Annotated in this window: 19 protein-coding genes and 1 tRNA gene; 11 read left to right on the forward strand and 9 right to left on the reverse strand. The window is 46.4% G+C overall.

Going from position 1 to position 24,562, the window contains the following annotated elements; genetic code table 11:
* Positions 1-115 precede the first annotated feature (115 nt).
* Positions 116-658 (reverse strand): DUF4924 family protein, encoded by a 543-nt coding sequence (locus D7D25_RS10285; RefSeq protein WP_122968868.1) that lies wholly within the window; start codon positions 656-658, stop codon positions 116-118.
* A gap of 242 nt (positions 659-900) precedes the next feature.
* Between D7D25_RS10285 and D7D25_RS10290 the strand changes: the two genes are divergently transcribed.
* The 6 genes from D7D25_RS10290 (at position 901) to D7D25_RS10320 (ending at position 6,005) form a co-directional block, all read left to right on the forward strand.
* Positions 901-1,416: an RNA polymerase sigma factor gene (locus D7D25_RS10290; protein ID WP_158602594.1), complete on the forward strand. Its 516-nt coding sequence runs from the start codon at positions 901-903 to the stop codon at positions 1,414-1,416.
* On the forward strand, positions 1,413-1,865 hold the full coding sequence (locus D7D25_RS10295) for a hypothetical protein (RefSeq protein ID WP_122968870.1): 453 nt from the start codon (positions 1,413-1,415) through the stop codon (positions 1,863-1,865). Before D7D25_RS10290 ends, D7D25_RS10295 begins: the two co-directional genes overlap by 4 nt.
* A 64-nt stretch (positions 1,866-1,929) precedes the next feature.
* On the forward strand, positions 1,930-2,388 hold the full coding sequence (locus D7D25_RS10300; protein WP_122968871.1) for a DUF6108 family protein: 459 nt from the start codon (positions 1,930-1,932) through the stop codon (positions 2,386-2,388).
* A 408-nt stretch (positions 2,389-2,796) separates the two neighbouring features.
* Positions 2,797-3,711 carry a hypothetical protein gene (locus D7D25_RS10310; RefSeq protein WP_122968872.1) on the forward strand — a complete coding sequence of 305 codons (915 nt, stop codon included), beginning with the start codon at positions 2,797-2,799 and terminating at the stop codon, positions 3,709-3,711.
* A 361-nt stretch (positions 3,712-4,072) separates the two neighbouring features.
* Positions 4,073-4,855, forward strand: a complete 783-nt coding sequence (locus tag D7D25_RS10315) for an MBL fold metallo-hydrolase (protein WP_122968873.1) — start codon at positions 4,073-4,075, stop codon at positions 4,853-4,855.
* A 67-nt stretch (positions 4,856-4,922) separates the two neighbouring features.
* Complete coding sequence (locus D7D25_RS10320) at positions 4,923-6,005, forward strand: S9 family peptidase (protein ID WP_122968927.1); 1,083 nt, start codon at positions 4,923-4,925, stop codon at positions 6,003-6,005.
* On the opposite strand, the gene D7D25_RS10325 is transcribed toward D7D25_RS10320, so the two are convergent.
* On the reverse strand, positions 5,993-7,408 hold the full coding sequence (locus tag D7D25_RS10325; protein ID WP_122968874.1) for a M56 family metallopeptidase: 1,416 nt from the start codon (positions 7,406-7,408) through the stop codon (positions 5,993-5,995). The two genes, D7D25_RS10320 and D7D25_RS10325, sit on opposite strands and share 13 nt — an antisense overlap.
* Before the next feature lie 5 nt (positions 7,409-7,413).
* The gene (locus tag D7D25_RS10330) at positions 7,414-7,782 is read right to left on the reverse strand and encodes a BlaI/MecI/CopY family transcriptional regulator (RefSeq protein ID WP_122968875.1); all 369 of its coding nucleotides are present in this window, start codon (positions 7,780-7,782) and stop codon (positions 7,414-7,416) included.
* Between the two features lie 373 nt (positions 7,783-8,155).
* Between D7D25_RS10330 and D7D25_RS10335 the strand changes: the two genes are divergently transcribed.
* From D7D25_RS10335 to D7D25_RS10350, 4 genes are all read left to right on the forward strand, one after another.
* A complete protein-coding gene (locus D7D25_RS10335; protein WP_122968876.1) occupies positions 8,156-10,030 on the forward strand; it encodes an SLC13 family permease in 1,875 nt (624 codons plus the stop codon).
* A gap of 397 nt (positions 10,031-10,427) precedes the next feature.
* Positions 10,428-12,515, forward strand: coding sequence for a M3 family metallopeptidase (locus D7D25_RS10340; protein WP_122968877.1), 2,088 nt, complete (start codon positions 10,428-10,430; stop codon positions 12,513-12,515).
* A gap of 241 nt (positions 12,516-12,756) precedes the next feature.
* Entirely contained in the window at positions 12,757-15,699 is a 2,943-nt protein-coding gene (gene secDF, locus D7D25_RS10345) for a protein translocase subunit SecDF (RefSeq protein ID WP_122968878.1), read from the forward strand.
* A gap of 96 nt (positions 15,700-15,795) precedes the next feature.
* Positions 15,796-15,868, forward strand: a tRNA-Thr gene (locus D7D25_RS10350).
* A gap of 75 nt (positions 15,869-15,943) precedes the next feature.
* Here D7D25_RS10350 and yihA read toward each other — a convergent pair.
* From yihA to D7D25_RS10360, 3 genes are read right to left on the reverse strand one after another with little or no spacing between them, the layout of a single operon-like run.
* Positions 15,944-16,543, reverse strand: coding sequence for a ribosome biogenesis GTP-binding protein YihA/YsxC (gene yihA, locus D7D25_RS10355; RefSeq protein WP_122968879.1), 600 nt, complete (start codon positions 16,541-16,543; stop codon positions 15,944-15,946).
* Positions 16,540-16,701, reverse strand: a complete 162-nt coding sequence (locus D7D25_RS18020) for a hypothetical protein (protein WP_158602595.1) — start codon at positions 16,699-16,701, stop codon at positions 16,540-16,542. The genes yihA and D7D25_RS18020 overlap by 4 nt, the downstream gene beginning before the upstream one ends.
* A 17-nt stretch (positions 16,702-16,718) precedes the next feature.
* Positions 16,719-18,203 (reverse strand): sodium:solute symporter, encoded by a 1,485-nt coding sequence (locus D7D25_RS10360; protein ID WP_122968880.1) that lies wholly within the window; start codon positions 18,201-18,203, stop codon positions 16,719-16,721.
* 259 nt (positions 18,204-18,462) lie between these two features.
* On the opposite strand from D7D25_RS10360, the gene D7D25_RS10365 reads away from it, so the two are divergent.
* A complete protein-coding gene (locus D7D25_RS10365; RefSeq protein WP_122968881.1) occupies positions 18,463-19,413 on the forward strand; it encodes a diacylglycerol kinase family protein in 951 nt (316 codons plus the stop codon).
* Between the two features lie 111 nt (positions 19,414-19,524).
* On the opposite strand, the gene ovoA is transcribed toward D7D25_RS10365, so the two are convergent.
* From ovoA to D7D25_RS10380, 3 genes are all read right to left on the reverse strand, one after another.
* A complete protein-coding gene (gene ovoA, locus D7D25_RS10370) occupies positions 19,525-21,630 on the reverse strand; it encodes a 5-histidylcysteine sulfoxide synthase (protein ID WP_122968882.1) in 2,106 nt (701 codons plus the stop codon).
* A gap of 187 nt (positions 21,631-21,817) precedes the next feature.
* Entirely contained in the window at positions 21,818-22,378 is a 561-nt protein-coding gene (locus D7D25_RS10375; RefSeq protein ID WP_122968883.1) for an N-acetyltransferase, read from the reverse strand.
* A 201-nt stretch (positions 22,379-22,579) separates the two neighbouring features.
* A complete protein-coding gene (locus D7D25_RS10380; protein ID WP_122968884.1) occupies positions 22,580-24,496 on the reverse strand; it encodes a biotin/lipoyl-containing protein in 1,917 nt (638 codons plus the stop codon).
* Positions 24,497-24,562: the final 66 nt, after the last annotated feature.

The following is a 24,562-nucleotide window of genomic DNA, read 5'->3' on the forward strand; positions in this document are numbered from 1 at the left end:
AATTACTAATTACTAATTACTAATTACCAATTACTAATTACCAATTACCAATTACCAATTTCTTCATTCTTCACTCTTCATTCTTCACTCTTCATTCTTCACTCTTATTAACCAATCATCGCATCAATTCATCTTCCTCCACAGCTTTGTATTTTTGGGAAAGAAACCGTAACAGGCCGGTAATTTGAGCAATGGCAGCCTGTGTCTCACCGGAGATTTCCCGTTTCTGCAATTTCAGCAACAGGTAGCCGTACAAAGCCGTGAAGCAGGTTTCCAGTTCAGATACATCCTTGTTCCCCGACTTTGCCCTTAAAGCCACAATATGAGGCAGTGTATTGTAGTAAACACCAATATATGCCGACTCCTTAGGGTCTTTCAACAACCGTAAATGAAGATCGGTAAGGTCTATGACCAGGTTCTTGTTGATCTGCAGATGCCCCTCTTTCTGTATACCCTCCGATTTCATCATCAAGATCAATCCTTCGTACCACTCACGGGCTTCCTTCTTTTCCTCTTCCGTGGGATACACGGGGTCAATCAGCGACTGCCGCACCTTGTCTATATCCAATTCATATGATCGCAAGATATCTTCCAGTTGCCACATGTACAGCAAATATTCCGCAATATTCTCTTGTTTCTTTTGCCGCGCTATCAACATAACGTAATTTTGTGCAAAAATACAACGAATGATCAAGTTTTACATCATCGACCCTGGATATTTTCTACTATTGTACCATTATAGCATATTCTCCCCTCCCGATGGGGGTGACCTCAAATCAACGCCGGGACAAGAAAACCAATGGAGAGTGTCCACCATGGAAAACATAAATTGCCGGTTAAATGAAAAAAATCCTGTTTTGATGATACGTTTTGACACACTTCCTCGTCGGATAAATGAGTATGGACATTGTTGAATACAAAAGAATAGTCGTCGCGCTGCGCCCTTCGTTACTCGCAGTGGCCCGCCGCATCACAGGGAATGCCGAGGATGCGGAGGATGTGGTGCAGGATGTATGTTTGAAGATCTGGCATTTCCGTGACCGGATCGATCGAAATGAAAATATGGAGGCATACAGCACGACAATGGTGAGGAACCTGAGTATTGACAAGATCCGAAGCCGGAAGCCATTTTCCGATGAACTGGAGTTACTCGGCAAAGAAACGGGAGAACATCCCCCTGATTCATTGCTTGAAGAAAAAGAAGAACGGAATGCCATTCGCAGGATTATCGAGATGCTGCCGCCATTGCAACAACGGATCTTGCGAATGAAAGATCTCGAAGGATTTGAAACCGTCGAAATCAGCGAAATGACAGGTATTGCAACCGAAGCCGTACGCAATAACCTCTCACGGGCACGCAAACGGATACGCGAATTATACCTGATCTATTATCAAACCCAACAAACGACAAAATGAAAACAGATATCAGACATCTATTAGACAAATATTTTGAAGGAGACAGCTCTGCCGAAGAAGAGAAGGTATTGCGTCGTTATTTTACGCGGGACAATCTGCCGGAAGAGCTGAGAGTATACGCGTCCCTATTCCGTTTTCTCGACGACGAAGCAGCAGCACTGGCCGTATTGGATGAGATTCGTAGCGAAAACACGGCCCCTGTTCATCGCAAGCCTTTGTTTTTAACAAAATTACGGATACTCGCTGCCGCGGCAGCCTCACTGCTGATCGCCATCTTATTACTGACTCGCCCCGATCGACAATCGTCACTGAACGAAAGCTATGTGTGGGTGGATGGCAAACAAATTACAGATCCGGCCACAGTCCGTAAATATGCTGAAGCATCTTTCGGAAAAGTACAGTCCGAAAGTGACATCATAGAAGATCAGCTCCGCTTTATGCTGGAATAGATCAATGATGGTGAATCTTCTTATAAAGCCTGTTTTACTATTTGAACATCAACATGATATCACAATGAAGATAAAAAAAACATTTCCACGCCTGCTTATCCTTTTCCTGTTACTGGTAACCTGCGGAGCTACGGCAAAAGCACAGGAAACCCTGAGGATCAATACTGTATTCGAAAAATATGGCAAGCAAAAAGGCGCTACAATGGTAGTCCTCTCCGGCAAGGCGCTCCATAACTATCGACTCGATAAATACCGCAGTATTACCCTGCAATATGACCGGACTATGCTGGATGAAATACAACAGTGCCTTGAAACAGATAAAAAACAGGCGTACCAGATAAAAGAAGTCATCAGCAATGGTATTATCTCTTCAGGTTATTATCAGCTACCGGAAGAGGAAAACCAAACCAACCGGTACATCTTGTTCAAAATCGGGGACGACGGTACTGCCACACTCATTTATATGGAAGGCGGAAAAGATTCCGAAGAACTGATCAACCGGCTATTTATTAAAAAGGAATAGGATGTTGTATGGGAGAATGAAGAGTGAAGAATGAAGAATGAAGAATGAAGAATGAAGAATGAAGAGTGAAGAAGGAAGAAGGAAGAGTGAAGAGTGAAGAATGAAGAGTGAAGAATGAAGAATGAAGAGTGAAGAATGAAGAAGGAAGAATGAAGAGTGAAGAATGAAGAATGAAGAGTGAAGAATGAAGAGTGAAGAAGGAAGAAGGAAGAAGGAAGAAGGAAGAAGGAGGAAGGATTTGCAGATTTAACGATTTTGAATTTTGAATCTTGAGTCCCCTCCGAAAAGTCAAAAGACCATTGATTTTCAATGATTTGAAAACCCGTGAAATCGGTTTTTGGGGATTTCGGAGCAGACTCAATCTTGAATTTTTAAATTGAAATAAAATCATCAAACAATTATAAAACAATGAAGAGAACTACAATTACCATCGTTTTTTTGTCGATAGCCTTGTATATGGCAGCTTCTTTAACGTTTCCCGCCGATACCACTTTTCATTATAACAACCGGAAAGTGGTTATTTCGGAGAACGATAATGAGATAAATATCTCAATGTATCATCTGAATGAGCAGGGTGACACCATAGAAAGCCGGAAGGTCTACGAAGGCGTCTTCACTGACAGTAGATGCATTGAAAGGGTGTACCAAAACAGTTTTGAAATATCGGTACCTGATATTTTCAAACCGAAAAACAAGCGTCGTCCAAGCCGTTCGCACTGGGCCGGTTTCGGTGTGGGATTCTCCAATCTGCCCCAAGGCCTTGATTTCGATGGGGAATTGGCATCCATTGTCAACCTGAGTCGTTCATTGCAATATAACCTGAATCCCATTGAAGGTTCATGGCGCATAGGAAACAGCAATTTCACCGGAATTGTCGGCATGGGTATCCAGTTCAACTCCATCCACTGGCAAAACAACAAAGCCATCGAAGTAGAGGATTACAAATCGGTTGTCACCACCACCGAACCGGGCAATGAATACAGAGACTCCCGCCTGCATTACACCTATCTCACCTTTCCCTTCCTGATAGAAACCAATTGGGATTTGGGACGTCAATCGCATCTCTTTCTGAACGCAGGTGTCGTCGCCAAAGTAAAGACCGCATCATCATCCGCCGTTTGGAGGAATAATGAAAAAGGAAAAAAAGAAAAGACAAAACTTCCCGGCGACCTGAATATTCGTCCTGTCACGCTGGATTTACTGGCACAAGGGGGAGTCAACGACCTGGGTTTCTTTATCTCATATTCCCCGTTCAACCTCTTTGGAAAAAATAAGGGCCCTGAAGCCAATCAGGCAACTATTGGGGTACAACTTTACTTCTGACGCGGGAAAAGATTCTACACAGCGCTAAACTTCACAATAAACAGGCCGGGATTGTTTCTTTTAAAAAAGAGATACGACCCCGGTTTTTAAATAATTGGATCTGCATAAAAATCGACACGATCCCGGTTTTTAAATAATGAGCCTGCTCCGGAATCCCAAAAACCGATTTCACCGGTTTCCAACTCATTGAAAATCAATTTTCTTTTTGAGGGGATTTGAGTAAAAAGACTTTTCGGAGGGAACTCAATAATTGGATCTGCATAAAAATCCTTTTTGGAACTATGGTTGTTTAATGAAATTCGTTGTGTTCAGTGTGGAGATAAGGCAAAAAGAGGTAATTTTGTGTAAATATTGATAGAGTATGATCAAGTTCCATATCATTGAATCGGGATATTTCCTCGGCGACGGCGGTGTCATGTTCGGCCCCGTACCCAAAAAATACTGGTCGGCAAAATATAAGGTGGATGAAAACAACATGTGTGTGATGGCGCTCCGCTGCCTCTTTATCGAGACAGATAATAGACGTATCCTGGTGGATGCGGGAATAGGCGACAAACACAACTCCCGGTTGAAATTCTTTCAACCTTTCGATCAGAAGGATATTGCCGGAGAGATCCGGAAAATCGGATATGCGCCGGAAGAGGTGACCGACGTGGTCATCACCCATCTTCATTTCGATCACTGTGGCGGCTGCACAGTATTTAACAGCAACAAAGAAGCGGTTCCTGCCTATCCCAACGCCACTTATCACCTGAGTCTCGCCCAATGGAAGAATTACAGAAACCCTTCACTTTTCGAAAAAGGCTCCTTTTTCCCGGACAATATCGAGCCGGTATATGATGCGGGACAGTTACAATTTGTACTGGAAGACATCCAACTCGACGAACATATCCGGCTGGAATTGTATGACGGCCATACTCCGGGACAGATCGCCCTGCTTTTCGATACCGAAGAAGGGAATTACGCCTTTCCGGGCGACGTGGTACCCACTTCGCTCAACCTGTCACTAAGCTGGCTTTCTGCCTATGACAACAGCGTGGTCATAGCTATGGAAGAAAAAAAACGTTTTATGGACAAAGCAATAAAAGATCAACGCACGCTTATCTTTTATCACGATGCCTATACCGTTTCCTCCAAATTATAAGAAATCCACCGGTCAGGCACATGCAAAAGAATGTCTTAATAACCTGAAAATAAAAATTATGATGCTTATGAAAACGAACGTTCTCTTTTTCTCGGCCATCATGGCTGTTCTCAACATTTTTTCCGCGTTCCCACAGAAAGAAGACTCCCTGCTATCACAGTTGAAATCGCTGGAACAAAAACTTTCGGATTACCAACACCGGTTCGACATATTGGAGAAACAAATTGACGACCTGATGTGGTTTCGCCGGCTGGAAGATATTGCCCATGTGGATAAAGTGCGGCTCACAAGCACTCCCCGCTGGAAACCCAAAGAGCCGGAAGACCGTTTTGCCGGCAACAAACTGCAATTTTACAGCTATGTCTTCATCCCGAAAAATGTCAACCCCAAGAAAAAGTATCCGCTTATCGTACTCCCTCACAGCGGAATACATGCCAATTTCTCCACTTATTATTCCCATATTGTGCGTGAACTGATCGCCCAGGGATATATTGTGGTATCGGCCGAATACCGGGGCAGCACAGGTTACGGGAAAGCGACATACGAAAATATCGATTACGGCGGGCGAGAAAACGACGATGTACTGGAAAGCCGTAATTATATGGTTGAAAATTACACTATTGTCGACCCTTCACGGGTAGGCGTGATCGGGTGGAGTCACGGCGGCATGATTGCCCTGATGCAGATTCTCCAACATGGCGACAAATACCAATGCGCATTCGCGGGGGTACCGGTGAGCGACCTGGAGAACCGCCTGGCATCACATGATGAGAGTTATACCGCCTACTTCACCACACCCTATCATATCGGCAGATCCATTGAGGAGAATCCCGAAGAATACGCCCGCCGTTCACCCACCCACTATGCGCAAAATCTCGACAAGCCGCTACTCATCCATACCAATACCAACGATAACGATGTGTACGTGGAAGAGGTGCAACTAATGATCGACACACTCAAAAAGCATGGCAAAGAGTTCTCCTACAAAATCTTTCAGGATGCCTCCGGCGGCCACGGTTTCGATCGGATCGACAGTAAGGAAGCCACCGACATCCGTTTCACGGTACACAAGTTTCTGGAACGCTACCTGAAACCGCCGCATCCCTTCGCTTCGCAAAAGGAGATGCGCCGCGCGGCCTACGGGTTTTGATCCGGAATCTTTTTCGTAATAATGATTACGCCATTCTTTCCCTCATCGCCATACATTTCAATGGCACTTTTATCTTTTAGCACCGACATCGACTGGATTTCGTCCGGAAGAATAGATTTCAGTTCAAAATCTTTCGGCATTTTTTCTCCGTCAACAATGATCAAAGGAGGGTTTTCGAGTATCCGAACCAAATTTTGAGCACTATTTTCCTGGGTTCTGCGGATTAGATCTTTCACATCACCCCGAAGAGAATCCATTGTTCCCGTACCTGTCGACAGTGCATCTCTGTTACTCTTTTTCGTTGTGATCAGTATCACTCCCTCTTTTCCCTTATTTCCATACATTCCGATGGCAGAGTTGTTTTTCAACACAGAAACAGATTCGATTTCTGCAGCGTTGATTTTTTGCATCTCCGCTTCGGAAACGATCTTTTCGTCCACAATATAAAGGGGATGCTTACCGCCGCCTGCGCGAAGGGTCACTTTTCCCACATCACCCGGAAAATTTTCCGTGGTCTCTGCTTTGGCATTCAGCTTCGGCGCCGAAAGTGCGGTCATTGCCAGGAACAATACGGGAAGCACCATCGCATAGTTCCATTTCAAGCGTCTGTTTGTCTTGTCTTTCTTCATCATGTCGATTCGTTTGTGCAGGTCGCGTTGCCGGAAATTATTTGCCAAAGCAAATTTATATTCACCCACGCTTTTGCGGATCAATAAAAGTTGGTATTGTTTGGAATCGATCCCCTCACTGAGCACCTTTTCGTCTGCCTGATATTCATGGACAGACTGAATTTCCCGACGCAACAACCATGAGAACGGATTAAACCAGAAGATGCAGGTAAAAAGATCGAAAAAAATCATATCCACCGAATGCCGAAAATGAATGTGTGCTCTCTCATGGCGGATCACGGCCTGGTTGTCTGCCGATAATTCCCCGCGGGAAAGAATCATATATTTCATCCAGCTGAACGGCGAAATATTCTTATCGGTCACCCACAAAACCGTTTGATCGGGCAGCATTTTTTTTTCCGAATTCCGGATGATAACGGCAATCTGGCTCAACCCTATCAGGTAACGGATAAACGTGAAAAGAAATCCTATGGCAAACAACATGATCAGGATATGCGTCCATGGAATTTCCACCCGCGGTTGCGTTACCACAAATTCAGTGACGGGGATGGAAGAAAGATCCGTCGAAAATGCGCCGGTAAGCGGTTCTCTCTTTTTCCCGAGGATAAAGTTGAAACGGAAAAGGGGAAGCACTGATATCACCAGTAACATGCATATCAACGAAAAACGGTTGACATTATGAAACGTAGTATGGGCTAAAAAAAACTTGTATAAGCCGTAAAACAATGCCATTAAGACGGATGCCCGAAGCAGCCAAAAGAGAAAGAGTTCCATGCCGGTTATTTTTTAGGATCAGACTTTTCCACTTCGTCCAGTAATTTCCGAATCTCTTCCACAGAGATATCCTGCTCTTTTATAAGCGACGAGACCACACTCAGGTAGGAGTCATCGAAATATTTCTTCACCACACTCCTCAATGTCCCGTTGCGGTATTCCTCTTCACTGATGATCGCGAAATAACGATAGGTGGCGCCGAATGTTTCGTGCGAGAGAAAACCCTTCTCTTCGAGCATCCGCGCGTAAGTGGATAATGTGTTGAAATGCGGTTTCGGATCTGGGTACTTCTCCACCAATTGCTTCACAAAGAGTGCCCCTTCATCCCAAAAAAAACGCATCACCTCTTCTTCCTTTGCTGTCAATCCCCTCATATTTCAAATTATGTGTCTGCTCCGAAAAGTCTTTCTTGATGAAAATTCCCCAAAAGAGCTGTTGATTTTCAGCAATTTGCAGACTGCAAAATCGTGTTTTGGGGTTTTTCGGAGCAGACTCAATTATTAAACTGTTATACTTAAATTTGAACGTTTTGTGACTATTGAAAATGCAACGTTTCACCGGCATCCGATCAACATAACAAGCTATCAATTCAATCACGGGGCAAATATAACTATTTTTTTTCGTTTTCAAACGAATAGATTTAGTTAATAAGTATCATTTCAGGTTCCGGCCCCCCCCATGGACAACTTTTTCCTCATTAAATAAATAAAAAAAATATTACCTTTGCGTCAACTATACTCACTACGTATGGACATAAATGTGTTTATTGTTTTCGGAATCATACTTCTGACGGTCACTCTTTTTGTGTGGGGTAAAATCCGGTCGGATATTGTAGCCCTCTCCTCCCTCGTCTTATTGGTGTTATCGGGAATTCTCACACCCGAAGAAGGATTGTCGGGGTTTTCCAATTCCGTGGTTATCATGATCGTGAGCCTGTTCATTGTGGGAGGTGGAATTTTTCAGACAGGGCTTGCCAAAATGATCAGTACAAAGATCCTTACTCTGGCGGGAGGCAATCAATTCAAACTCTTCATACTGGTAATGTTAGTGACCGGTGGTATCGGCGGATTTGTAAGCAATACCGGGACAGTGGCGCTGATGCTCCCTATCGTGATGAGTCTGGCCTCGGAAGCCAATACCGACTCACGACGGTTTCTCATGCCGATGGCTTTTGCCAGCAGCCTGGGGCTGATCTCGCTGATCAGCACTCCTCCCAACCTGATTATCAACAACACACTAGTCAGCGGAGGATTCGATGGGTTATCCTTCTTCTCCTTTTTTCCTGTCGGCTTGATCACTCTCACTCTGGGTGTCCTGTTACTCTGGCCTCTCAGCAAACTACTAGTTGCAGGCAGGGATAAGGAAAAATCGACCGTACACAAAAACAAGTCTTTAAACCAATTGGCCTCGGAGTATCAATTGGCTGACAATCTCTATAGGGTGCAGATAGAAAAAAATTCTCCCTTTATCAATAAAACCCTTCAGGAATTAAATATCACCCAGGCTTATAATGTAAGTATACTCGAGATCCGGAGGATCCACTCACGGAACCGTTTTCATAAAACTGTGGATATGAACATGGCCGGGCCGTCGAGTACCTTCAAGGAAGACGACATATTATATGTGCTCGGGAATTTCAATGATGTGGCGTCGCTCGTCAATGGAAATGGCTTGAAACTGATCGACACCCATAAAACGGAAGGCACCGACAATGCATTATCCGTTTCCAGGGCAGGGGGATTGGAATTCAGTGAAATCGGTATTGCGGAAGTGGTCTTGATGTCTACATCGAAACTGATCAACAAGCATGTAAAGGAATCCTATTTCCGTCAACTCTATAATGTGAATATACTGGGGATACAACGTAAAGACGGATACATCCTTCAGGATGTAAAGGATGAGAGGATGCTTTCGGGCGACGTGTTGCTGGTACAGGGAAAATGGTCGGATATAGAAAAGCTGAATCAGGAGACCTCGGAATGGGTGGTGGTCGGGCAACCTATGGAAAATGCGTTGAAAATTCCACTAGACCACAAAGCACCCGTCGCCGCAGTCATCATGGTATTGATGGTCGTGGCCATGGTATTCAACATAGTACCTACTGTGATTGCCACAATGATAGCAGCACTATTGATGATCATATTGGGATGTTTCCGCAATGTTGAATCGGCCTATAAAAGCATTAACTGGCAAAGTACTTTTCTGTTCGCGGGTATGTTTCCCTTAGCGATTGCCATGGAGAAAACCGGTGCTTCCAGTTTAATTGCCGACGCGATCGTGAGCGGCTTGAGCCAATTCGGCCCAGTATCGGTATTGGCCGGCATCTACCTTGCCACATCCATATTGACAATGTTCATCAGTAATACGGCCACTGCCGTGTTGTTCGCGCCCATCGCCCTACAATCCGCCGTGACCATAGGCGTCAGCCCCTACCCGTTTCTGTTCGCCGTGACGGTGGCTGCCAGCATGTGCTTTGCCAGCCCCTTCTCCACACCGCCCAATGCGTTGGTGATGTCTGCCGGACGATATAAATTTATAGATTACATAAGAGTGGGATTGCCATTGCAGCTTGTCGTGGGCATTATGATGATCTTCATTTTGCCACTACTGTTTCCACTTTAGTACCGGAGAGAAAACATTGAGCTCCAATAATGTAAAAAAAGGGCAAAAGGCAAACAATCAATGGATACTTTTCGATATTTAGAATCTGTTTTGAATTTTTTCATCCATTGTTTTTTAGCCATTTTTTGATGGATTTGGATTTTCATTGATTGAAATGTGGCGGGCCACTTAAAAGAAATGAAAGTTCAAAGGCGCGAAAAAGGGCAAAAAACAATATGAAAGAGTGGAAAAATAAGCGTGAAATAATTACTCGTAAAATTCAAAACAGTTTCTTAAGTAAAAATTGTAACTTTGCACTTATTTCATAGGAACCCGATTACCCGGTTTTTTTCAATTGTTTAAATCATATTTAATTAGAAGTCGAATGAGAAAATTTCTTTTTATTTCATTAGCAGTTATGACATTACTTGCCTGCAACAACGCCAATACCGGTAAAACCGGTGGTGAGCCCGGCGCCATTTTTTACACCGAATACGATACACCGTTCGGTATGCCTCCTTTCGACCGGATCTCTTTTGAAGATTACAAACCGGCTTTCCTGAAAGGGATGGAAGAAGAGGCCAAAGAGATTGATGCCATTGCAAATAATTCCGAAGTTCCCACTTTCGAAAACACCATTGTGGCAATGGAAAACAGAGGAAAAATACTGACCCGTGTCTCCCGCGTATTTTACGGTTTGAAAAGCGCTGAAACCAACGACTCCATTCAAGCGTTGGCCGTGGAACTCTCCCCTCTTTTGTCAGAACATCGTGACAATATCAATTTGAACGAGAAGTTATTTAACCGTATTAAAACGCTGCACGACGATACCACAGGCATGAATCTCAATACCGAACAATACCGGGTATTGGATAACTATTACAAGAATTTTGTGCGCTCAGGTATCCTGTTGAGTGAAACCGAAAAGTCAAGATTGCGTGAGATCAACAAGGAATTATCCTCACTCACCCTCGCGTTTGGAAATAACTTGTTGAATGAAACCAACGATTTCAAATTAGTGATCGATAATGAGGAAGATCTTGCAGGACTTCCGGAAGGTGTTATCGCGGCGGCGGCAGTGGCTGCCGAGGCTGCCGATAAAGAAGGGAAATGGGTATTCAGCCTACAAAAGCCAAGCTGGCTCCCCTTCCTGCAATATGCAGAAAAGCGTGACCTGCGTGAAAAACTATACAAAGCCATGTATATGCGTGGAGACAATGATAACGGAAACGATAACAAACAGATCATCAACGACATAGTAAACCTGCGCATTGAAAAAGCACAAATGCTGGGCTATAAGACACATGCCGATTTTGTGCTTGAAGAAAGTATGGCAAAAACGCCGGAGAACGTCTACAAACTGCTCAATGATGTCTGGGCGTATGCGCTGCCTCAGGCCAAAAAAGAAGCGGCGGAACTCCAAAAACTGATCGACGCCGAAGGAGGCAACTTTAAGCTGGCGTCCTGGGACTGGTGGTATTACACCGAAAAACTCCGACAGCAGAAATATTCACTCAACGAGGAAGAGATCAAGCCTTACTTCAAGATGGAGAATGTGCGCGAAGGAGTGTTCGAGGTGGCCAACCGTTTATATGGATTAAACTTCAGGAAATTGGAAAACGTTCCGGCATATCACCCCGAGGTGGAAGCCTACGAGGTGCTTGATGCCGATGGATCCCATCTAGCGGTATTCTATACTGACTACTTCCCCCGTACGGGTAAAAACGCCGGCGCATGGATGAGCAGCTTCCGCGGACAGCAGGTCATCGAAGATGAAAATATCCGTCCCCTGATTTACAATGTGGGTAACTTTACCCGCCCCACGGGAACGATGCCCTCTTTACTCACCCTCGACGAAGTGGAAACCCTCTTTCATGAGTTCGGACACGCCTTGCACGGCATGATGTCGAACGTCACCTATGGCAGTGTGGCCGGCACAAGTGTTTCGCGCGACTTTGTGGAGCTTCCGTCACAGGTCATGGAACATTGGGCATTTCACCCCGACGTATTGAAACTATACGCTAAACATTATCAAACAGGCGAAGTGATCCCCGATGAGCTGATCGCAAAAATCGATGCCGCGTCCAAATTCAATATGGGATTTATCACTACCGAATTTGTCGCGGCAGCGTTACTCGATATGGATTATCATACCCAGCATACGGTGAAGTCTTTCGATGTACGTGAATTCGAGAAAAAATCGATGGAGAAAATAGGGCTGATTGATGAAATCATACCCCGCTACCGTAGCACCTATTTCTCACATATCTTCAGTGGTGGATACTCTGCCGGATATTACGCATACCTCTGGGCGGAGGTGCTCGATGCTGATGCTTTCCAGGCATTCGTGGAGAATGGGATTTTCGATAAAGCCACAGCCGCCAAATTCAGGGATAACGTCTTGTCGAAAGGTAATTCCGACGATCCGATGGAACTCTATAAAAGATTCCGCGGCGCGGAACCCAATCCGCTGTATCTGCTAAAAAACAGAGGATTCATCGAATAAATTATTGCCCGCGTCCCACATATATCCCATCGCAAAATACCATTCACACGCGATGCGCGCCCCCTTATTTTATCACCGGATAATTTTCGAGAAAAATTATCCGGTGATATTGTTCTTAAAAAGATAAAAAAAACGTATATTTGCACGCTCAAAATAGAAAGGCATCGAACATGCCTTTATTTTTACGTGTATACGGAGTTCCTAACCTGAAAATAAATAGTAAACAAAAAGTAATATTGAAATGCAAAACAAAGGATTCATTAAAGTTTTCAGTATTATCCTGACACTTATCAGTTTGTTTTATCTCTCTTTTAGTGTAGTGGGGAGACAATACAGCAAGAAAGCGGATCAATACGCCAATGGAGACTTAGCCCTGAAGAATCAGTATCTTGATTCCCTATCTACTGAGAAAGTATATCTGAATTATACGCTTAAGCAGGTTCGCGCCAAGGAGATAGGACTGGGACTCGACCTGAAGGGGGGGATGAACGTTATCCTCGAAATCGACGCGGCACAAGTGATCGCATCACTGGCCAACACCGATGACCCTCAATTCAATCAGGCGTTGAGAGAGGCTGTCGCGCAAAACCGTCGTGGCAGTTCATCCGACTTCATCACACTATTCCGGCAGAACTATGAACGGATAGCGCCCGAAGGCAGGCTGGCCAATATCTACAGCATTACGATGGGTGACAGGGTACGTCCCACCGCTTCCAACGACGAGGTAATCAACATATTGCGTAATGAGTTGACCAGTGTCGCCAATAATTCATTCAACGTATTGGCTACCCGTATCGACCGTTTCGGGGTAGTGGCTCCCAACATACAAAAACTGGATCGCGCGGAACGCATTTTAGTGGAGCTCCCCGGAATTACGGAACCGGAACGTGTACGTAACCTTTTGCAAGGAAGTGCCAATCTCGAATTCTGGAAAACATACAATGTGGGCGAACTGGCGGCCTACTTCAACGAAATGAACGCGCGGTCGAGCGAATATGCCATGGCGCAAAGATCGGGTCAGGCCACCACTGACACCACCTCAGCCGAAACAGAACAGGACGCCATGGCCGGAGATTCACTTCTGCGGGCTGATTCACTTTCATCACCTCTGTTCGAAGGGGAAGGGAAAAACATCGTCATCAACAGAAGCTTTGTGGAGTATTTCAATGAACCCTACTTCGCAATGGGCGGAGCCGCGGGGCCGGTAGTAGGAACCGTATCAAAACTCGATACAGCTGAGGTGAATTTCCTCCTGAACAGATACAAGGATATATTCCCGGCCGACGTGCGGTTTAAGTGGGGATTCAAACCCATCGACCAGCGTGAAACTTACTTCCAGTTATTCGCCCTCAAAGGTGATGGAAGCAAGCGCGGCCCCGCATTGGATGGAGACGTGGTAACCAGTGCCCGTGCCGACCAGGGACGCCAGGGATCGGCCTGGGAAGTAACCATGACGATGAACTCGAGTGGTGCCAGCCGATGGGCGACCATCACCGGCGCCGAGATCGGAAAATCAATCGCTATCGTGCTCGACGGATACGTATATTCAGCCCCCACAGTGAACGGGCGCATCGACGGAGGACGTTCCTCCATCACCGGCAATTTCACGCCGCAGGAAGCTCAGGACTTGGAGAACGTGCTTAAATCGGGTAAGATGCAAGCCGGTGTCCGTATCGTACAGGAAGACGTGGTAGGCCCTTCTTTGGGACAGGAAGCCATCCGCGACGGATTTATCTCCTTTGTAATAGCCCTGGTGGTTCTCTTTACCTTCACCTGCCTGCTTTACGGTTTTGTTCCGGGCATAGTGATCAACGGAGCGCTCCTTCTCAACTTCTTCTTTACGCTGGGAGCGCTCGCGGCATTCCAGGCGGTGCTTACACTTCCCGGTATTGCCGGTATGATCCTCTCCCTTGCGATGGCGGTGGATGCCAACGTACTTATCAATGAGCGCATCAAGGAAGAGCTCGCGGCTGGCAAAACACTCCGACGGGCATTGGAAGATGGTTACAAAAACGCTTTCTCTGCCATCTTCGACTCGAACCTTACCACCATCATCACCGGTATCATCCTGGCTGTTTTCGGTGTGGGCGCTATCAGAGGATTTGCCGTTACTCTTATCATTGGTATTTCCGTTTCGTTCCTCACAGCCGTTTTCGTCACTCGTTTGGTCTACGAAAGCCAGTTATCCAGAGACAAATGGCTTCATCTCACCTTCAACACGAAATTCTCTAAAACGCTCTTTAAAGAATATAGTTTCGATTTTATTCATAACAGCAAGAGAGTGCTGATTGGTATTGGAATTTTTGTAGTGGTCAGCATTATCTCACTCTTTACACTGGGACTGAATTCAGGAATTGACTTCACGGGTGGACGGAATTATATTGTCCGCTTCGATCACCCTGTACGTGTGGGTGATGTGGAAAATGCCCTTAATCCCTATCTCAATGAATCGGTTCGCGTTATTACCATCGGTTCGAGCAACCAGGTGCGTATCTCTACCAACTATATGATTGAGGAAGAAGGTGCCGGCGTGGAAGATCAATTGAAAGATCTGCTTGGACAGGGACTGAAAGAATTTATGACACCGGGAAAAACGATTGACGATCATATCCAAAGTTTCCAGAAAGTAGGACCCAGTATTGCTGAAGATATGATCAGGAATGCCTTCCTGGCACTCTTCATCGCTCTCGGCTGCATGGGTATCTATATCCTTTCGCGTTTCCGCAATTGGGGATTTTCCCTGGGTACTGTCGCTGCCTTGGCCGTAGACGCCTTCGCGGTGATAGGGTTGTATTCCCTGCTATGGAAGATTATGCCTTTCTCTATGGAGATGGATCAGACCTTCGTGGCAGCTATCCTCACCATAGTGGGTTACTCCATCAATGACAAGGTGGTGGTGTTCGACCGTGTGCGCGAATACAGGCAACTCTATCCCAAAAGGGGATTGAGGGATCTCTTCAACGATTCCATGAACGCCACACTGGCCCGTACCATCAACACCGGTTTGAGTACTATCCTTGTGATTATCTGTATTCTTTTCTTCGGTGGTGACGCGGTGAGAAGTTTCGTGTTTGCCATGCTCATTGGGGTGGCAGTGGGAACAATCACCAGTTTGTTCGTCGCCTCACCTCTTGCCTACAAGATATTACTCAATCAGCAAGACAAAAAGAAAATAGAAAAGTAACAGCTTTTTACAGTAAATGGAAAAACGGGGGCGAAATGGCTCCCGTTTTTTGTTGGAGAATAAAAAATTTTTCATACTTTTGCACTCTCATCACAAGCCACAATAGCTCAGTCGGTAGAGTAACGCATTCGTAACGCGTGGGTCGCGAGTTCAAGTCTCGCTTGTGGCTCTTCCAGAGGCGATTGCGTCACCGGCGCGCTACTCGACCGGGTCGGCGGTTCATCCGACAGCCATTCCACTATCGTCACAGAATTGTTTTATTGATGCTGTGGATATAGCTGAGCAATTCTTCCCTGCCCTGCCCTTTCTCGGATGAAGTGACAAAGACAGGCGGCAGTTCCTCCCAAGTTTCCAACAGCTTTTCCTTATAGCCGTCGATATTCAGTTGCAGGCGCCCGGAGCCCAGCTTATCGGCTTTGGTGAAAACGATGGCAAACGGAACACCATTCTCTCCCAACCATTCCATAAACTCCAGGTCAATCTTCTGTGCCTCATGGCGCGAATCCACCAGCACAAACAGGTTGGTCATCGCTTCCCGTTCCAGGACATAATCCTCGATGATCTTACGGAGTTTATCCCGACCCTCTTTGCCGCGGCGTGCATAGCCGTATCCCGGCAAGTCCACCAGATACCATTCGTCATTGATTAGAAAATGGTTGATAAGCATCGTCTTCCCCGGCGTGGAAGAGGTCATAGCCAACCCTTTCCGGTTAGTCAGCATATTGATGAGCGACGATTTTCCCACATTCGACCGGCCAATAAACGCATACTCCGGTTTCCCATCCTGCGGGCACTTCCGGTAGTCGCTGTTACTTATCACGAATTCCGCTTTTTTTATGATCATATTTTTTCAAATTTCAGATTCAAAAATCCAGATTCCAAAATCGTTAAAGCCATGCATCTCTTTTCCCTCTTTCCTCTTTCCTCTTTCCTCTTTCCTCTTCCCTCTTCCCTCTTCCCTCTTTCCTCTTCCCTCTTCCCTCTTTCCTCTTCCCTCTTCATTTTTCATTCTTCATTCTTCACTCTTCATTCTTCACTCTTCTTTCTTTTTTCACACGCGAAACCGTCCAAAGTCCCAGACCGGTGAACAGGCCGTTCATCAGCAGCAGTTCATAGCCTACCCGGTAAGCGAATAGCTGTCGCATCACCATTTCAATGATAAAACAGAGTAGGGGTGCGGCAACAGCCACGTAGGGCACCCATTTGTCCGTCGGCTTCACTTTACTGTAAAGCCCGAAGGCATAAAGACCCAGCAACGGCCCGTAAGTGTAAGAAGCCAACTTGTAGATAGCGTTGATAATACTGTCCGATCCAATCGCTTCTATCAGCAGGATAATCAGCACAAATGCCGCGCTGACCCCCATATGCACCATCTTCCTGGTACGGATATCCTTCTGTTCCTGTGCTTTTGTCTGGGAAACCGCTTTCATATTCAGGATATCCACACAAAATGAAGTCGTCAGCGCCGTCAAGGCAGAGTCCGCGCTCGAAAAGGCTGCCGCCACAATGCCCACAATAAAAATCCCCAACACTGCCTGTCCAAGGTATTCGCTCGCAATTACAGGCAGGATATTGTCGGATATTTCCGGTAACATGATGCCTTTCTGTTCTGCAAAGGCAATCAGCAATACTCCCAGGGAGAGAAAGAGAAAGTTGATGGGAGCAAACGCCAACCCGTAGGATACCACGTTCTTTTGCGCGTCCTTCAGTGTGCGGATGGTCAGGTTCTTCTGCATCTGGTCCTGATCCAGTCCCGTCATCACAATCGTGATAAACATTCCGCTAAAGAACTGCTTGAAGAAATTTTGGGTGCTTGCCCAGTCGTCAAAGACAAAAATGCGGAAATGCGCACTGTTGCCAATTGTCGTCACCACCCCGCCAAAATCCAGATTCAACCGCATGGCTATCTGCCAGACAATCAATATGAGCGCGGTGATAAACAGGATCGTCTGCAGCCAGTCTGTCCAGATAATCGTCTTGATGCCGCTCTTGTGGCTGTAGAGCCAAATCACCAAGATAATCCCCATCACCGTCACCACAAAAGGTACTCCCCAGGCATCGAATACCAGTGTCTGCAGGATAAAAGCCACCAGATAGAGCCGTGCTGCCGCACCCACGATTTTCGAAATCAGGAAAAACCAAGCACCCGTTTTATAGGATCTCGGCCCGTACCGCTGATCCAGATAACCATAAATAGTGGTCAGGTTCAAGCGGTAGTAGAGAGGTAAGAGTATATAAGCAATCACCAGGTAGCCGAAGAAAAAGCCAAACACCATCTGCATGTAAGTCATATCGAGGTTTCGCACCATTCCCGGGACGGAGACGAATGTCACCCCCGAGATAGATGTGCCCACCATGGCTATAGCCACCACATACCATCTGGATGATTTATTGGCACGGAAAAAAGTATCGTTACCCGAACCTTTTCGACTGGTGAGGTAGGATATCAGCATCAGCAGTCCAAAATAGACGACAATTACGATCAGGATAAAAGTAGATTGCATAACCAGTGTGTGTTTTGGGTGCAAATATAGTGAAAGCCGAGAGACAAACCAAACTTGTTTGAGTATGTCAGAGGCGCATTCTATATTCTCAAAATCCCAAAAAACAAAGCGCGGACAGGCCAATAAAAAGGTTAAAACAAAATAGCACATCGGTTGTTAATTATATATTACGTCCCGCGGTTCATCGAAGGAAGAGAGGAGTGGCGAGTTGAATGAACGACGACCGGCGGTGGACGAAATAAAAAACGCAAAAAACAGTATGCCAAAAGAAAAGATATGCCTCATTATCAATCCTGTTTCGGGTACGGAATCCAAGAAAAACATTCCTGAGGAAGTGGCGGCCGCATTTGACCAGCGAAAATATGACATCGTTATCCGCATCACCGGTTATCCCGATCATGCCACGGAGATAGCCCGCAAAGCAGCAAAGAGGAATTACAAATACGTACTGGTGGCCGGCGGGGACGGCACGGTAAACGAGGTGGCCAAGTCGCTGGTGCATACCCATACCACGCTGGGGATCATTCCATCCGGCTCGGGAAACGGACTGGCCAGGGAGCTGGGTATTCCCCTGGAGACGGAAAAAGCCATTGACATCATCCTTCGGGCACATACGCGCACCATCGATTACGGCGTGGCCAACGGACACATTTTTTTCTGCACCTGCGGTTTCGGCTTTGATGCTTTTATCAGCGACCGTTTTGCAGAAAGTAAAAAACGGGGGCCGCTGGGTTATGTGCGCAATATCCTGGAGAGTGTGGTCGATTTCCGCTCGGAAAAGTATGAGATCACCACCGACGACGAAACCATTACCGAGCGCGCCTTCATCCTCACCTGTGCCAACGCCTCGCAGTATGGCAACGACGCGCATATCGCACCGGGTGCCAGTATGGATGACGGCATGATGAATGTCTCCATTCTGAAACCTCTGAATGCCATCGAAATACCGCAGACCACCCTTCAACTCTTTACCAATAATATCGATAAGAACAGCAAGATGACCTCGTTAGTCACCCGCAACCTGCTGATCAAACGCTCCCGTGCCGGAGTGATGCACGTGGACGGAGAACCGGTGAGCACGGGTAAAGAAATCAAGGTGGAAATTATCCATAAAGGGCTCAAGGTGCTTGCTCCGGAAAACAGCACGCCCGAAAAAAAGCGGAAAGAGAGCGAAAACATCTTCAACTCCCTTACCCGCTGGTTTAATTAGACTTTTATAGTAACACTATTGCAAAAAAATCACCGCCTGACGATATTTTGCGACCCATCCTGACTCTCATTGGCTAAAAGAGTGGAACACGCTTCGGTTGCCATCAAACAATTATTTCTTCTTCCAGATTGTAACCTGCAACGTCCGGTTTTCCATCAAACGCGATGATCTTTTTATCGTCTTCTTGATATCCTGTGGATCGGATATGAGCTCGAACTGTGGTGCCAACGTCGCTTTTATACCATCGAGGGATGTCACCGGTTCGCCGTCTTTTTTAAAACCTCCCGGCCATTTGTCCCTCGGTGTCCTGGTCGTATCCCACTCGTAGTCCGACGCCAGTATCAAATAACCATTGTCGTTCAATCGTTCGTGAATGTGCGACAGGAAAAGCAGGGGATCGCTTAACTCTTCCAGCAATGCCGGGACAATGATCAGATCGTATCCCGAGTAGAGGGGTTTCAGATTCATGGCGTCAGCCTGCATAAACAGAATATTTGCCTTTGCTTCCGACAGGTCAAAATCAGCCAGCACAATATCGCGGTAGAATACCAGTTCACCCTCGTCTTTTGTCGTATAGCGCACATAACCCTGCTCCTGCAGTTGGATGGGGATCCTTATCATTCGGGCGGTAAAGTCCAGGGCCGTCACATCCTTGTACTTCCGCGCCAGTTCAAAGGCAAGCCGTCCCGTGTCGGCATTCAGATCCAGGATACGTGCTGTGGCATTTCCTTTGAGCAACTCATCCGCCAGTTCTGCCAGCCGGATAGTGAATACGGGGTTATTACCCCAGGCATCACCCCAGCTGTTCTCGCAGCATAGCGTCACTTCCTCATCCGTTTCATAATCCGCCTGCTGTATCACCGGCGGCCTGTCTGATTCCACATACCTGAATCCGGCATGTTGATAGAAATGCCGCCTGAAAGCATATCGCGAGTGAATGGTCGCTTCGTTGCCGGTCGATATCCAAGAACCTCCCTTGATGAGATTATGCTTTCCGTCGAAGGTCGGCGTGGAGAAATCGTCATACATCGGATGCACCTTGAAGCCGGGAAAACCCGTGATAGGCGTCTCGGTCCACTGCCACACATTCCCGATCACATCAAAGAAATCTCCCTGTTCGAACATATCCACGGGGCAGGGCGAAGTGAAATATTCCAGATTGACATTGCCTGGTGCCTGTTCCCACCGCGTCACCTCCGTCAAGCCTGCCGCCTGATGCAGCCGGTACCATTCCGCTTCGGTGGGCAATCTGAAGTTACGTCCCGTATTCGCACTCTTCCAGTTACAAAAGGCTTTTGCTTCCAGATAGTTCACCTCCACCGGCCAGTTCCACGGCATGGGTATCTCTTCGGCCACCAATCTCAAGCGGTAGCCATCCTCATCTTTCCTCCAGAAGAGCGGCATCTGTGCCCGTGCATAGTTACGCCAGTTCCACCCCTCTTCTGTCCAGTAGTCCTCTGTTTCGTATCCTTTATCTTCTATGAATTCCAGAAATTCCTTGTTGGAAACCAGGTATTTCGACGCGGAGAAATCAGCCACCTCTTCCTCAGAGGCGCCGTATTCGTTATCCCAACCATAAAGCGGATGATCTGCGGGCTTTCCTAATTTCATCAGAGCACCTGTCACAGGTATCAATTCGTTTGCCGGCGCCTCTCCGCTGACATTGCACCGCTCGCCGAATCGGCCCTTTACCACCTGATTCAATGGCAACTGGCGGATCAACACCGACGAAGTCTCCAAGTGGATCCGTTCATGTTCAATGCCCATCATCACCATCCAGAAAGGACTCTCCCAATCAATCGGTAATTCAAGCGGAGTATTGTCAATCACTTTCAGAATCAACTCTTTCGCCTTATCGCGATAAACCCGCACCTCCGACACCGGCGGCCAATCGTAATGGTTGTTATCCAGATCGTCCCAACTCATCTCATCCACCCCAATGGCGAAGGTCGACTCAAATTCAGGATTGATGCGACGGTCGATGATCTTTGCCAGATACAGCTTGTTGATAAAAAAGACAGCCGTATGCCCCAGATAAAAGAGAATGATATGGCGCAACGGATCACCACGCATATAAAACACATCATCCGACCTCAACTGCGTGTATAGCAACTCGTCAATTGCCCAAGTCTTCAGAAAATAATCCCGGATCTCCTGCCGTTTTTCTTCCGGCGCGCCGAATCGCAGATCAATTGTTTTAGTAATCAATTCTTTCATATGATTATTTCACTCTTCATTCTTCATTCTTCACTCTTCATTCTTCATTCTTCACTCTTCATTCTTCATTCTTCACTCTTCATTCTTCACTCTTCATTCTTCATTTTTCACTCTTCATTTTTCATTCTTCACTCTTCATTCTTCACTCTTCATTCTTCATTTTTCACTCTTCATTTTTCATTCTTCACTACCAACAATCAATTATCTTAACCGCCAAATAGACTTTCTTCATTTCAAATTCCTTTCCCCCGGTGCTTAATTTCCTCTGTGAAATTCCCGCGACAGGCACGAATCCCAACTTTTTGTAAAGTTCCAATGCGGGCTTATTCTTTTCCCACACCCTGATCACAGCATGGGAATAATTCTCCGACGCCTTTTGCAGGTAGTTTTTCAGCATCTGCGAAGCAATCCCCCTACCGCGATAATCCGCATGTACCATTACCTCGGCTATATACACCGATTGACCCACCGGAACATGGGGACACCCATCGGCAGGGAAATCCGGATCTCTCTTCAAGGGAAAAGCTGCGAGCAATCCCGCCAGTCGGTCGCCGACAAACGCCACACAACCGGTTCCGTCGTGGAATAAATTATCCAGGGTAACCTCTACGGTTTCCGGAGCGATAAACTGGGCATACCCACCTGTGGTAAAGGCATGCAGATAAAGTCCTGTCAACTTGCTCCTGAACTCCGAATAATGGAGTGTATTCCATCCACAAATCCTGATCGTCTCTTTCACATCTTCCATTTTCCCTTCATACGGACAATCCCACGATCAACCTCGCAGGGAACGTTTTCGTTTTCCTTCGCACCTCACCAAAACTCAAACAAGTTGGTTTTTGGTAACGGTTTGTCGTCAATTGTTTTGCCGAACGAAGAAAAGAACTTTACTATTCAACAAATCAAAATGAGGGATGTTCAAAAGCATAACCGGTTTCATTACCCCTGGTCAGATGATCTCCACCATGGGCGCCCCTTCCATTACAATATCCCCGTGGTGGACAAAAATACGGTGCACGGTTCCGGAGACTTCCGATGCAATATCGTTCTCCATTTTCATGGCTTCGAGCACAAGGATATTATCGCCTCTTTTCACAATATCTCCCTCTTTCACAAAAATACGCAAAATATTACCCGGCATCGGACACATTACGCAATATCCTTTGGGAGATTCTTTTCCATTTTCAGGCATATGGGCGATAGCCTGCCCAAGGAGTGCTTTTTCCTTTTGTTCCACCGCGTGAGTTTCAACCTGCGCACTCTCCCACTCTTTTTGCCGTCGTCCTTTCAGATAATTTGCGGCGACATTGGGAAATAATTCCAGCAGAAGTTCTTCTTTCTCATCTTTTGCAAGAAGAACCCCTCCATAGTCTTCCAGAACCGGGTTTTCCTGACGTCTATAAGTAGAAGTATCATAAGGGACTTCTTGCCGTGTGCCGGCAATCTGTAAGCGGAATTCCGGATCTACCGGAACCGGTGTTTTTCCGTATTCACCTTTTACAAGAGATACAAACTGATTGGAGGGATTGGCATATTTGGGACGGCCGTTCTTCAGGTTCAATGCCGAACTCACAGCCTGTACCCCCACGATCTGGCTGGTGGGCGTCACCAAGGGTGGCAGTCCCGCGTCAAGACGCACACTGGGGATCAGTTTCATTGCCTCAGGAAGGATATCGAGCGAATTGACCTGCTTCAACTGGGCAACCATGTTAGTGTACATCCCCCCGGGAATCTGCGCCTCTTTGACACGTTCGTCGGGTTTGGGAAAATTGAAATAGCCTTCAATGGCATGGCAGGCATCCAACAGCGCCGTTTCATCATTACGTCCCACGGCTTCAATAGCCAGCTCGAACTGTTTGTCTATTTCAACCGGGATACTGTCCGTCAAAGGATTAAACGGTTTCGGAAACTGCTTCACGGCATCGTATGCTTCCAGTTCCTTGCGGATATCGAACAGTTTTTCATTGATCTTTGCCACAGCCTCCATATTCACATCCAGCTCAATTCCCAGCTTCTTGCAGAAGATATAAATCAACTCAATAGCCGGCGCTGCCGGGCCACCCGCGAAATTCCAGATAACGGTATCCACGATATCCGCCCCGTGGATAATGGCTGTAAGCACGGCCCCCAAACCGAATCCTGGCGTGCAGTGGGTATGGAAATCGACCGGCACCTTCAGTTGCTCCTTGAATAAAGGTATCAGTGTGGCTACCCGTGAAGGCGGAATCAACCCGCTCATGTCTTTGATGGTAATCATATCGGCACCCAGGGCAAGCATCTCTTTTGCCTTATTCAAAAAGTACTCATCCGTAAAAATGGGTGTATGGAGGGAATGCCCGGTTTCCCGCTTCCGGGAAAGGAAACCAAACAACCCCTTTTTCTTGTTTCCGGGAGAAGGAACCTCATCATATTTGGGGTCTATGGTGTAACATACGGCACAATCCGCCATCCCTCCATATTTCCTGATCGAGGTGACACTCGATTTGATATTGTCCACATCATTCAAGGCATCAAAAATACGCATGATATCCAACCCCGAAGCCACAGCGTTCCTAAAAAAACCGTCGATGATCTCATCGGGATAAGGAGCATAACCATACAGGTTCCGGCCACGGGATAGCGCGGTCAATTTAGTCACTCCTCCCACAACCCGATGGATCTTCTCCAGCCTGTCCCAAGGGTTCTCGTTCAAAAAGCGCATTACCGAGTCGGGCACAGCACCTCCCCATACTTCCATGGCATAAAAATTGGCATCCTTGTAATAGGGCAATACTCTGTCGACTTGTGATTGGTTCATTCGCGTGGCAAAAGCCGATTGCTGGCCGTCACGTAACGTGAGATCTCTGATGAAAAGTTTTTGTGTCATAATAGTGTTTTTTTCAATTAAACAGGTTATACCCTGCAAAAGTATAACAATAATAAATCATTTCCT

The sequence above is a fragment of the Proteiniphilum sp. X52 genome (genome assembly GCF_003712195.1).
In the GTDB taxonomy this organism is placed as follows: Bacteria; Bacteroidota; Bacteroidia; order Bacteroidales; family Dysgonomonadaceae; genus Proteiniphilum.